This is a genomic window from Sporosarcina pasadenensis (assembly GCF_047228845.1).
In the GTDB taxonomy this organism is placed as follows: Bacteria; Bacillota; Bacilli; order Bacillales_A; family Planococcaceae; genus Sporosarcina.
In genome coordinates this window covers 65,037-77,424 of the sequence record NZ_JBFEGM010000007.1, presented here as the reverse complement: position 1 = coordinate 77,424, position 12,388 = coordinate 65,037, and the positions used below count along the sequence as shown (strand labels likewise).

Below are 12,388 nucleotides of genomic sequence, written 5' to 3'. Positions count from 1 at the left end.
GAGGGAGGGACAAGAGATATGACGAAAACTGTCGTTCGCAAAAATGAATCGCTTGAAGATGCTCTTCGCCGCTTCAAACGTACTGTATCAAAAAGTGGTACAATACAAGAGGTAAGAAAGCGTGAGTTCTACGAGAAACCAAGTGTTAGACGTAAAAAGAAGTCTGAGGCTGCTCGTAAGCGTAAATTCTAATATCTGTCCATATTAACTAACAAAAATAAGCATGTTATGAATGAAACCGGAAGATCCATTTGGATTTTCCGGTTTTTGTACTGATTAGAATGAAACTTTTTAACAAGCTATTACGTAAAGAATATATAATGGATATAAAGAAAGAGGTGAATGGACGAATGCGTAAAATGATTGGGAAGTTTCTCCTGTTCATTTTATTCCTATCCGCGTTTTCAGTCCCTTTTGCGCAAACTGATGCCGCCACTGAAAAAGTATACCACGTGAAATTAAACAAGGATGTGGAAAAGGGCCTTCATGCCTATTTGAAGCGTTCCTTCAAGGAAGCAGAGGAAGCTGGGGCGAAAGCAATCATACTTGAAATCAATACAAATGGAGGCTTTATCGACGCGGCAGGAGAAATAGGGAAATTAATGGATGAGACTAAACCTGATATTATTGCCTATATCAATTACAAAGCACTCTCCGCTGGGGCATACATCGCGTTACATGCTGACAAGATCTACATGTCTCCGAACGGAAAAATTGGTGCAGCCCAAGCAGTTGAAGGAACTACTGGAAATGCCGTAGACGTTAAAGCGCATAGTTTTTGGGTTGCCGAAATGATAAGTGCTGCCGAATCGCATGAGCGTAATCCGGAGTATGCTGAAGCTATGGCAGAACCGTCCATTGAGTTGTCAAAATACCGTGCAGGAAAGGGTCAATTATTGACGTTGACTGCAAGTGAAGCGGCCGAAGTCGAGTATAGTGAAGGAACCGTTTCGTCTTTCCAGGAACTTCTGAAAGTGAATGGGCTGGAAAACGCTGAAGTCGTGAAGACCCATGTGACGTTCACGGAAGGCATTGCACGATTTGTTACAAATCCAATCGTCGTTCCAATTTTGCTGTCGATTGCGGGTCTGGGCCTCGTAGTGGAGCTCTATTCTCCTGGTTTCGGCGTGCCGGGAACGATGGCGCTTTCGGCATTGCTGCTGTTCTTTTTCGGACACCTTATTGCCGGCCTTGCCGGGTATGAAACGCTGATTCTGTTCATCATCGGCATTGTGCTAGTTGTACTTGAGTTTTTCTTGGCGGGTGGGATAGCCGGCCTCCTTGGGGCTATCGCTATCGTTGTAAGTATTATTTTGGCGGGTGGCAATCCGATGTTCATGGCGTATTCCGTCTTAATTGCGATTGCAGTGGCCGTCAGCGGGATGGTGATCATTATGAAGTTTTTTGGAAGGAAATTACACTTGCTTAATAAGGTCGTACTAATGGATTCTACAGACACGGAGAGCGGTTATGTATCGAATGTCAATCGGGTCGAGTTGCTCGGTAAGAAGGCGGTTACAATTACGCCTCTTCGTCCTGCAGGTACGATTGATATGGAAGGCGAGCGGATCGATGTCGTTTCACAAGGAAGCTACATTGATAGAGGGAAACATGTTATCATTGTGAAGGTTGAAGGATCCCGGATCGTAGTTCGGGAATTCGAAGAAAAGGGGGATAATGAATAATGGATGTAATTTTTGGAGCTGGTTCGATTGCGACAATCGCAATCATCATCGGAGCAATAATTATTCTGTCAGTATTTTTCACACTCGTTCCAGTTACACTGTGGATTTCCGCATTAGCAGCGGGTGTGCGTGTTAGCATTTTCACGTTGATCGGTATGCGTCTCCGCCGGGTAATCCCAAGCAGGGTCGTCAATCCGTTGATCAAGGCGCATAAAGCAGGGCTGAATGTTTCTATCAACCAGCTTGAGAGCCATTACTTGGCTGGGGGTAACGTTGACCGTGTCGTTAATGCATTGATTGCCGCACATCGTGCGAATATTGAATTGTCATTTGAACGTGCAGCAGCAATTGACCTTGCGGGACGTGACGTCCTAGAAGCGGTTCAAATGTCCGTTAACCCGAAAGTCATTGAAACACCATTTATCGCTGGTGTGGCAATGAACGGAATCGAAGTGAAAGCGAAGGCGCGGATCACTGTTCGTGCAAACATCGATCGCCTTGTCGGTGGTGCGGGTGAAGAAACTGTAGTTGCACGTGTCGGGGAAGGAATCGTTTCGACAATCGGTTCATCCGTCGACCATGCTAAAGTTTTGGAAAATCCGGATTTGATCTCTCAAACAGTCTTGGCGAAAGGGCTTGACTCCGGAACTGCTTTCGAAATCTTGTCCATAGATATCGCAGACGTTGACATCGGTAAAAACATCGGTGCTGAACTTCAAACTGAACAAGCACTTGCGGATAAGAACATTGCGCAGGCTAAAGCGGAAGAACGCCGTGCAATGGCTGTCGCGAATGAGCAGGAAATGAAGGCGAAAGTTCAGGAGATGCGCGCGAAAGTGGTCGGAGCGGAGGCGGAAGTCCCTCTTGCAATGGCAGAAGCGCTCCGGACAGGCAACATCGGCATCATGGATTATATGAACTACAAAAATATCCAGGCTGACACAGGCATGCGTGATTCCATCAGTAAAATCGGCTTGGATCAGCAAAAGCCTGACACAACGAAAGAGTGACGTTTGAGCGGATAATTCCCGGAAAGGGGATGCACAGATGGAACAAATAATAATATTAATTGTCCTTGGAATCATCAGTACGCTCTTCAAAGGGAAAAAGTCGGAACAACCGAAGACGCAGAAGAGACAACCGACCGGTCAGCGAAATGTTTCTGATCCGATGCGGAAGTTGAAAGATATGACTCAGGAGATGTATAAGGAAATCCAGCGTGAATTCCAAACGGAAATCGATGAGCCTCCAAGTAGGCAAACATCTGAGCGAACACCTGCCCCGGCAGTTTCACTTCCTTCCGAAGTGATAGAAGCGAAGAGAAGGGACAGCGCAAAAGTAATTCCGGATCGCGCTAAGAAGCCTGACAGGGCATCGACCCGGGAAAATACGCATCGCGGCCGATTGTCGGTTCATCAAGGAAGTCTCCTATCGAAAGAGCCGGTCGAACATCATGAGATGATTCCAAAAAGTGAAGAGGATTTGATCAAGGGCATTATTTTCTCTGAAATTTTGGGTCCTCCCAAATCAAAACAATAATCATTGACCCCCTATCCAAATCATAGGCTTGGATAGGGGGTTTTATCTTGAAAAAACTATTTAAAATGAACACATCTGTAACAATTGAAGAATTTGTTTCAGTCAGTATTACAGGGCCGTATTCTTTATTGAAACTTGGACCAGATTATGCAGTAATCCGAAGTGGGGACCATGTCATTGAAGCTACAGGAGAGGACCTTATCGTTGAAACATTGTCCGAGGAGATAGCGGTGTTCTCTTTTGAAACGTTAACAATGGTGACCGTCAAAGAATTGAAAAATGGGCATGATGCCTATGATTCATAAACGGTTTCTCGTCGTTCTCACTGGTAAAACGGATCCCTCCAGATTTTTGACATTTCTTGTTGGCGCTGGGGTGAAGATATCTGGGATTACGGAATCCGGTAAAGGAGTTCGATTCCGTACAGATAAAAAAGGGATACAAGTCATTAGGAAACATCGGCGCCGATTTAAAATGAAAGTATCAATCAAACAGGCAGATGAGGGAGCAGTGGAAAAGAGGCTCTTTACATCCTTCCGTTTTCTTATTGCATGCATTATTCCGCTCATCGCGTCATTATTTCTTTGGAAGATAGACATAGAAACAGATGTGCCGGAAGTGTCGGAGCGGATCGGCAACAAGTTGGAGGAAATATCAATTACGATGTTTCGTCCGCTTTCCTTGATTCCGGATGAAGGGGAAATTCGCAGAGCGCTCATGTTGGAGGATCCATCCCTCTCCTGGGTGCGATTCAAAAGGTCAGGGAGCACATTGACGGTAATTCCGATGCTATCTCCAAAATTGAATGAAAGTGTCGAAAAGACCGGGCCGCCATCCGATCTCATCGCTCGTACCGGTGGTGTCATAACGGGCTTTCAGTTAAGCAGAGGTGAAAGGGTGGCTAGAGTCCACCAGACAGTGAAAAAAGGTGATTTACTTGCAACCGGTATATTGGAGCAAGGGAATAAGCGTACAGTAGTCGGAGCTGAAGGATCTGTATATGCGGATTTTTGGACAGAGTACTCTTTCAAGATTCCGAAAACTGTTGATTATCATCTACTTGGGGAAGAAAATGTCATCATCCATTGGCAATCACCAATAGTCTGGAAAGAAGACGGGATGCCCGCGTTGCGATCTTTTATTAAAACTGAGAGGTACCGAGAAGACCGGATTGATCAATTCGAATTGATGGAAGGCATGGAGGAAGATGTGATCATTCCTTTAATAAAATATAAAATACTGACGGAAACACAAACTGATCTCATTATTAAAGATGAAAACATTTTACACTTGACGTTCGGAAATGATACAGTTGAGGGGACTATATTGTTTTTAATGAATGAGAATATAGCGATAAAAAGACCGTTATCCCAAGGAGACTGAAACTATTGAGCGAACAACTGATTCAACTTCATATTGAGGAACCGAATGAGGCCGTCATGCTTCTAGGCATATCAGATCAAAATATGAAATTGATTGAAGAGTCCATGAATATTTCCATTCTTACCCGTGGCGATACTATTTCGCTGGCCGGGGAAGAAGAGGACATCATTGCAGGAAAGTATCTTCTTGAGCAATTATTGAAAGTGATCCGCAAAGGCATCAATATCAATTTACGTGATACTTCCACTGCAATTGAAATGGTGAAAAACGGTACGATTGAATATTTCTCAGAGTTGTATGATGAAGAAATCGCCAGGACTGCAAAGGGGAAGGCGATTCGTGCAAAGACGATTGGCCAACGGGAATACATTCATGCAATCCGGAAAAACGACTTAGTATTCTGCATCGGACCGGCTGGTACCGGAAAGACGTACTTAGCAGTCGTTCTTGCCGTACAGGCAATGAAGACAGGGACCGTCAAACGGATTATTTTGACGCGGCCTGCGGTTGAAGCTGGCGAAAGTCTTGGATTTCTTCCCGGTGACTTGAAAGAGAAGGTGGATCCTTATTTACGTCCTCTCTATGACGCCCTGCATGACGTCTTAGGGGCTGAACATACAGAACGGCTCATGGAGCGAGGGGTGATCGAGATTGCTCCCCTGGCGTATATGAGGGGCCGTACGTTGGACGATGCATTTGTCATCCTCGATGAGGCACAGAATACGACGAAGGCGCAAATGAAAATGTTTTTGACACGCTTGGGGTTCGGCTCCAAAATGGTGATTACTGGAGACAAGACGCAAATCGATTTGCCTCGTGGCGTTGAATCCGGCCTGAGCGCCTCCGAATCTATCTTAAAAAAGGTTCCTGAAATCCATTTTCAATATTTGGAGCAGGGCGACGTCGTCCGACATCCGATTGTTGCAAAAATCATTGAAGCATACGAAAGTGAGCAGTCATCCTAACATGACTGCTCTTTCATCATTTCGACATCCTGTGAGGAGATAAAGAGAGATAGGGGGGATTGACTGTGTTCACACCCATCATAAAACTTTTCAAGTCCTTGAAATTCAAATACTTAGCATTATTCGTAATCGGATTGGCAGCAATTGCATTATTTTCCCTCATGTACGGCAATGTAAAGCAAGAGACATATGAGCTGCATGAATTCAAGATTTCTCCGAAGACGATTCGTTCTTTGAAAACTGTTGAGGACACCGTGAAAACAGATCAGGAAAAGCGGAGGATTGAAGCCGAAGTTACGCCGTTTTATCAGTTTTCAGAAGATACCGCGAAAAATAGGGCTGCTATTGCTATTAACTTATTTGATTTTATCATCGAAGAGAAGCGGGAAAATACTCCAGACGCTGAAGATCCGGATAAAAAAGTGAAAACACGTTCGGAGCAGATTAATGACATTAGGGAGAATTTCAAGAAGCTGGAAAAGGAAGAGCCCGGCCTTCGCTTGACAGATGATGCGATTGCGAGTTTGTTGACTAGAGATGTATCGGTCTTGCGCAAAATTCAGAATGAAATTGCAACAATTATTAATGAAGAACTATCCAAGCCTGTACGAAGCGGCGACCTGTCCACGGTCCGCTACGAAGTGGAAAGGAAGCTACGTTTGTCTGAAGCAATCCCGCCAGCGGAATTGCAGACGCTAATAACTCTCGGCAGATCTCTCGTTGTCGAAACGGAAACTATTAACAAAGAATTGACAGACAAAAGGATCGAAGAGGAAAAAAATGCAGTTGAGCCGACAAGGATCCTACAAGGGCAAGTGATTGTACGGGAAGGACAATTCATCGATTCCGAAATTTACAGACAGTTGGAATTGACGGGTCTTTTGACGAATCAGTCTTCCACCAAGCCAATGGCGGGACTTATCCTCTTCGTAATTTTTGTATCTGCCATCATTTTCATGCATTTTCATACATGGCGAGAAGACAATAATAAGAAAAAGAAATCATTGCTGATCATTTATTCCGTATTTTTCATTCTCGTAATTATGATGAAGCTTATCAGTCTGATTGATAAAGAGTTCGATGTGCAGGTCGCTTTCCTCTTTCCTACGGCGCTCGCACCACTTCTTGTAAAGCTGTTGACGAATGAAAGGCTTGCTTTCATGATGACGATCATCACGGCAGCAACAGCTGGCATCATGCTTCAGGAAGGGTTCGCAGCAATCATGCAGATGGAAATCGCCCTTTATATTCTGTTTAGCGGGGTCATAAGTATTTATGTCTTAGGGAATAATGGGCGAAGGTCGAATATCTTACGGACGAGCCTCGTCGTGGCGGCGTCTAATATTCTTTTCATAGGTTTCTATTTATTGATGACCCAGTCGTCTTATGAACTTTCCGAGTTGGTCTTCTACTTGATAGCTGCACTGACTTCAGGAATCTTATCGGGAGCCTTGACAATTGGGCTTATGCCTTTTTTCGAATCAGCTTTCGGACTGCTTTCGGATATGAGGTTAATTGAATTATCAAATCCGAATCATCCGCTTTTGAAAAAAGTGCTCACTGAAACACCTGGTACATATCACCATAGTGTGATGGTTGCGAACTTGGCGGATGCCGCATGTGAATCCGTAGGGGCAGATGGATTACTGGCAAGGGTCGGCAGCTATTATCATGATATCGGCAAAACGTTGCGGCCGGGCTTTTTCATCGAGAACCAACATGGCGCCGTAAATCCGCACGATGAATTGCCGCCGGAAAAAAGTCGTGATATTATTATTTCCCATGCGAATGACGGGGCGGAACTGCTGACCAAGCATAAGATGCCGATTGAAATCATCGATATAGCCAGACAGCACCATGGTACAAGCTTTTTGAAATTTTTCTTTGTTAAGGCGAAGGAAATGGGACAGGATGTAGTGGAGGATGATTTCCGCTATCCAGGCCCTAAACCACAGACAAAAGAAATTGCAATCATCTCAATTGCGGATAGTGTGGAAGCGGCCGTGCGCTCCTTGAAAGAGCCGACACCTGACAGAATCGCTAACTTGGTCAAATCAATCATCGCTTCAAAATTGAATGATGGGCAATTCGATGAATGTGATTTATCGATGAAAGAATTGAAAACGATTGAAAATGTCATTTGCAAAACATTGAACGGCATTTTCCATAGCCGGATCGAGTATCCGGACTGATCAGAAGGAAGGCGAAAGAATGCTCGATATTTACTTTAATGATGAGACTGGCAAGGTGACCGAAGACATTACTCAACTTGTGAAAAATGTGTTGAATCATGCTGCGGGAATGGAGGAACTTTCCGGTCAACCTGAAGTGTCTGTCACATTCGTGACGGATGAAGAGATAAGGAAAATAAATGCTGAATACCGCGGGAAGGACAAGGCGACCGATGTCATTTCATTTGCGCTGGAAGAGATGACTGAAGGGGAAGTGGCCATTGTCCAGGAAGAGGGCATGCCGATTGTCCTCGGAGATATTATCATATCTGTCGAGACGGCGGCCCGGCAATCAGCAGAATACGGTCATGATGAAAGACGGGAGATTGGATTCCTTGCTTTGCATGGGTTCTTGCATCTTCTTGGGTACGACCATATGACCGAAGAGGATGAAAAAGAGATGTTCGGAAGGCAGAAGGAAATCCTGACTTCTTTCGGACTTGAAAGGTAGTAAGGAAATGCACCCATTCTTCAAGTCCTTTCATTATGCCTTCAAAGGGATAGTGCACGGCTTTCTGACGGAACGGAATATGAGGTTCCATCTACTCGCCATTATCGTCGTGTCGATTGCAGGTGTTTTAACAGGTCTTACTGTGACAGAGTGGTGCATCATATTCATTCTGTTCGGAGGGATGACCGCATTGGAATTGATCAATACGGCAGTTGAACGAACTATTGATCTCATTACGAATGAGTTTCATCCCCTTGCCGGACAGGCGAAGGATCTTGCTTCGGGGGCCGTTTTGGTATTTGCATTTTTTTCAGCAATCATCGGCATGATCATTTTCATTCCGAAATGGTTGTAATATAACTTACGCAGAGGTGTTAGTATGGATAAAGTAAAATTGATGGAAGAAGCTAAAACAGCAAGAGAAAAAGCATATGTACCTTATTCGAAATTTCCGGTAGGAGCGGCGTTGTTAACTGGGGATGGCCAAGTTTACCACGGCTGCAATATCGAAAATTCAGCTTATAGCATGACGAATTGTGCGGAAAGGACGGCTTTCTTCAAAGCGGTTTCAGAAGGAAAGACAAATTTCAAAGCATTGGCGGTAATTGGCGATACGGAAGGACCAATTTCACCATGCGGAGCATGCAGACAAGTGATCGCCGAATTTTGCGATTCCGATATGCCGGTCTATTTGACGAATTTAAATGGGAAAGTGCAAGAGACAACTGTAGGGGAATTGTTACCGGGTGCTTTCTCCAAGGAGGATTTGGAATATGCAGAAGGACAGCAATAAATTCAAATCCGGCTTCATATCGATCATAGGTAGGCCGAATGTCGGAAAGTCTACATTTTTAAATCGAGTTGTCGGTCAGAAGATCGCCATCATGAGTGATAAGCCGCAAACGACAAGGAATAAAGTGCAAGGAGTTGTCACAACGGACGACTCCCAGTTAATCTTCATTGATACTCCCGGAATTCATAAACCGAAGCACAAACTGGGAGATTTCATGGTGAAGTCTGCTCGCAATACATTAAAGGAAGTCGATGTCATCATGTTCATGGTAAATGCCAATGAACCGATCGGCGGAGGGGACAGATTCATCATTGATTTATTGCAAAACACGGAAACTCCCGTTTTCTTAGTGATCAATAAAATCGATCTCGTCCATCCGGATGATCTATTGACGACAATCACTTCGTATACGAAGGAATATGACTTTGCGGAAGTCGTTCCTTTATCTGCGTTGAATGGCAATAATGTCGAAAGGTTAATGGAAACATTGACGAAATACTTGCCTGAAGGACCGAAATATTATCCGGACGACCAAGTGACAGACCACCCTGAACGCTTCATCATTTCCGAATTTATTCGGGAAAAGGTATTGCATTTGACGCGTGAGGAAATACCACATTCGGTCGCTGTCGTCATTGAAAAGATCGAAAGGGATGAAAGCCGGGGCCTTGTCGATGTGGCAGCCACAATCATCGTCGATCGGGATTCTCAAAAAGGGATTGTCATCGGTAAAAAAGGTGCCCTTTTGAAAGAAATCGGAACGAAAGCAAGGCATGATATCGAAATGCTTTTAGGATCGAAAGTTTATTTGGAGCTTTGGGTGAAAGTGCAGAAAGATTGGCGCAATAAACCCGGTCAACTTCGGGAATTCGGATTCCGCGAAGACGAATATTGAATTTTTAAATTGAATAGGAGGGATGTCCTTGCTGAATAAATGGGAAGGGATCATCCTGAGGAGCATTCCATACGGTGAATCGAACAAGATTGTCACTCTCTATACACGCGAAGCGGGAAAAATGACTGCAATGGCGCGGGGAGCAAAAAAACCAGCGAGTCGTTTAGCCGCCGTTACCCAGACATTTACGCACGGATATTACCTTCTACGAACGGGGCGTGGAATGGGAACGCTGGAACAGGGCGAGCCGATTGATTCGATGCGGCATATCCGGGAGGATCTTGAAGCGACAGCTTATGCTAGCTACATAGTGGAGCTTATCGACCGATTGACGGAAGACCGTGGACAAGGTCCGAATGTCTTCGGGCTGCTCATTGAAGCGTTGCAAGCTATCAATGAGCAATACGATCCTGAAGCGATCGCATTATTCGTCGAGTGGAAGATGCTCCCTGTAGCGGGTGTTCATCCTGTTTTGCATCAATGCGCAAACTGCGGAGCAACCGAAGGAGAATTCGCTTTCTCGTTTCAAGAGATTGGCTTCCTTTGCCATCGCTGCTTCCAAATCGACCCGTATCTTGTAAGGATCACCCCTACGCAGCTGAGGTTGATCCGCACCTTTTTTACAGTTCCGATCCAGCAAGTCGGTTCATTGGATTTGAAAAAGGCGACGAAACAGTTTATGAAAAAAATCGTTCGGACGGTTTACGACGAACAAGTGGGGGTCCGGTTAAAGTCCCGGTCCTTCCTGGATCAATTGGAGCGTACACCTGAATTATTGCCACAAAAAGAAAAACCGGAGGAAAAAGGCGAATGACCTTTTTCCTCCGGTTATTTTTTACTTAAAATACGAGATGTTTTTCGATGTAATCTTTAACATCCGCAATCGGCATACGGACTTGTTCCATGGAATCGCGGTGCCTTACTGTCACTTGGCGATCTTCCTCCGAATCGAAATCGTATGTGATGCAGAATGGAGTACCGATTTCATCCTGTCTGCGGTAACGTCTACCAATGGATTGGGAATCGTCATATTGTGTCGCAAAATGCTTGCGCAATTCAGCATACACCTCTTCAGCACCTTCAGAAAGCTTTTTGGATAAAGGAAGGACTGCCGCTTTAATAGGCGCAAGGGCAGGGTGGAAACGCATTACAGTCCGTTTGTCGTCTCCTTCAAGCTCTTCTTCGTCAAATGCATCGCATAGGAAAGCCAGGGTAACACGATCTGCACCGAGAGAAGGCTCAATGCAATAAGGGATATATTTTTCGTTCGTCACTGGGTCTTGATAATGGAAGTCTTCACCTGAATGTTCCATATGTCGAGACAAATCGAAATCTGTCCGGTTCGCAATGCCCCAAAGCTCTCCCCATCCGAACGGGAATTTATATTCGATATCCACTGTCCCTTTAGAGTAGTGTGAAAGCTCGTCGGAATTATGCTCGCGCAAACGCATGTTTTCAACCGTCAAACCAAGGTCCAACAGCCATTTCTCAGAGAAGTCTCTCCAATACTCATACCATTTCATATCTTCGCCAGGTTTACAGAAGAATTCCAATTCCATCTGTTCAAATTCCCGGGTACGGAACGTGAAGTTTCCTGGTGTGATTTCATTACGGAAGCTCTTTCCGATCTGCGCGATTCCAAATGGCATCTTTTTACGCATGGACCGTTGAACATTTTTGAAATTGACGAAAATACCTTGTGCCGTTTCTGGACGCAGGAAGATTTCATTTGCAGATGAATCGGTGACGCCTTGTGAAGTTTTGAACATCAAGTTAAACTGTCGAATTCCCGTATAGTCCATCGCACCGCAAGTCGGGCAGACAATAGAATGTTCCTGGATAAGTTCTTCCATTTTTTCGAATGGCAAACCATCTACGACCAATTCAATGCCTTTTTCATCTAGAGCATCCTCGATCAGCTTATCAGCGCGGTGGCGTGTTTTACATTTCTTGCAGTCAATCATCGGGTCATTGAAGTTTCCGATATGACCAGACGCTTCCCATACTTTCGGATTCATGAGGATTGCAGCGTCTAATCCTTCGTTATATGGGGACTCCTGTACGAATTTTTGCCACCATGCGCGTTTAATGTTGTTTTTCAGGGCAATGCCGAGTGGACCATAGTCCCAAGTGTTTGCTAAGCCGCCATATATTTCCGAACCAGGAAATACAAAGCCCCTTTGCTTTGATAAATTGACAATCTGTTCCATTGAATACATGTAAAAATCCCTCCAATTAAAATAAAAGCACCCATCCTCGGACATTAAGTCCGAGGACGAGTGCATAATTACCCGCGGTTCCACCTCGATTGGCTGCAAGTCGCAACCCTCTTTAAGAAATGCTGGCTCCAGGCTGCCGTTTCATGCCAATACGGGCTTCCACTATCCCCGTTCGCTCAAGGTGGCATTACTTATATACCCTTCTCCGCCTATTGAATTCTGTATTA

The 12,388-nt window shown here is 44.8% G+C and carries 14 protein-coding genes; 13 read left to right on the top strand and 1 reads right to left on the bottom strand.

Annotated elements, in window-relative coordinates; genetic code table 11:
- The first annotated feature begins 18 nt into the window (after positions 1-18).
- The 13 genes from rpsU (at position 19) to recO (ending at position 10,756) form a co-directional block, all read left to right on the top strand.
- A complete protein-coding gene (rpsU, locus tag AB1K89_RS11120) occupies positions 19-192 on the top strand; it encodes a 30S ribosomal protein S21 (RefSeq protein ID WP_252502907.1) in 174 nt (57 codons plus the stop codon).
- Positions 193-350: 158 nt separating this feature from the next.
- Positions 351-1,685, top strand: a complete 1,335-nt coding sequence (locus AB1K89_RS11115; protein ID WP_413054807.1) for an NfeD family protein — start codon at positions 351-353, stop codon at positions 1,683-1,685.
- Entirely contained in the window at positions 1,685-2,695 is a 1,011-nt protein-coding gene (gene floA / locus AB1K89_RS11110) for a flotillin-like protein FloA (protein ID WP_252502909.1), read from the top strand. The genes AB1K89_RS11115 and floA overlap by 1 nt, the downstream gene beginning before the upstream one ends.
- A gap of 37 nt (positions 2,696-2,732) precedes the next feature.
- Complete coding sequence (locus tag AB1K89_RS11105; protein ID WP_413054806.1) at positions 2,733-3,224, top strand: hypothetical protein; 492 nt, start codon at positions 2,733-2,735, stop codon at positions 3,222-3,224.
- A gap of 47 nt (positions 3,225-3,271) precedes the next feature.
- Positions 3,272-3,529 (top strand): hypothetical protein, encoded by a 258-nt coding sequence (locus AB1K89_RS11100; protein WP_413054805.1) that lies wholly within the window; start codon positions 3,272-3,274, stop codon positions 3,527-3,529.
- The gene (locus AB1K89_RS11095; RefSeq protein WP_413054804.1) at positions 3,519-4,607 is read left to right on the top strand and encodes a sporulation protein YqfD; all 1,089 of its coding nucleotides are present in this window, start codon (positions 3,519-3,521) and stop codon (positions 4,605-4,607) included. Before AB1K89_RS11100 ends, AB1K89_RS11095 begins: the two co-directional genes overlap by 11 nt.
- A 5-nt stretch (positions 4,608-4,612) precedes the next feature.
- The gene (locus AB1K89_RS11090; protein ID WP_413054803.1) at positions 4,613-5,572 is read left to right on the top strand and encodes a PhoH family protein; all 960 of its coding nucleotides are present in this window, start codon (positions 4,613-4,615) and stop codon (positions 5,570-5,572) included.
- Positions 5,573-5,637: 65 nt separating this feature from the next.
- Complete coding sequence (locus tag AB1K89_RS11085; protein ID WP_413054802.1) at positions 5,638-7,764, top strand: HD family phosphohydrolase; 2,127 nt, start codon at positions 5,638-5,640, stop codon at positions 7,762-7,764.
- Positions 7,765-7,783: 19 nt separating this feature from the next.
- Entirely contained in the window at positions 7,784-8,254 is a 471-nt protein-coding gene (ybeY, locus tag AB1K89_RS11080; RefSeq protein WP_413054801.1) for an rRNA maturation RNase YbeY, read from the top strand.
- A 7-nt stretch (positions 8,255-8,261) separates the two neighbouring features.
- The gene (locus tag AB1K89_RS11075) at positions 8,262-8,609 is read left to right on the top strand and encodes a diacylglycerol kinase family protein (protein ID WP_413054800.1); all 348 of its coding nucleotides are present in this window, start codon (positions 8,262-8,264) and stop codon (positions 8,607-8,609) included.
- A gap of 24 nt (positions 8,610-8,633) precedes the next feature.
- Positions 8,634-9,047: a cytidine deaminase gene (locus tag AB1K89_RS11070; RefSeq protein ID WP_413054799.1), complete on the top strand. Its 414-nt coding sequence runs from the start codon at positions 8,634-8,636 to the stop codon at positions 9,045-9,047.
- On the top strand, positions 9,028-9,942 hold the full coding sequence (gene era / locus AB1K89_RS11065) for a GTPase Era (protein ID WP_413054798.1): 915 nt from the start codon (positions 9,028-9,030) through the stop codon (positions 9,940-9,942). Before AB1K89_RS11070 ends, era begins: the two co-directional genes overlap by 20 nt.
- A gap of 28 nt (positions 9,943-9,970) precedes the next feature.
- Complete coding sequence (gene recO, locus AB1K89_RS11060; protein WP_413054797.1) at positions 9,971-10,756, top strand: DNA repair protein RecO; 786 nt, start codon at positions 9,971-9,973, stop codon at positions 10,754-10,756.
- A 25-nt stretch (positions 10,757-10,781) separates the two neighbouring features.
- On the opposite strand, the gene AB1K89_RS11055 is transcribed toward recO, so the two are convergent.
- Positions 10,782-12,161, bottom strand: a complete 1,380-nt coding sequence (locus tag AB1K89_RS11055) for a glycine--tRNA ligase (protein ID WP_413054796.1) — start codon at positions 12,159-12,161, stop codon at positions 10,782-10,784.
- Between the last annotated feature and the right edge of the window lie 227 nt (positions 12,162-12,388).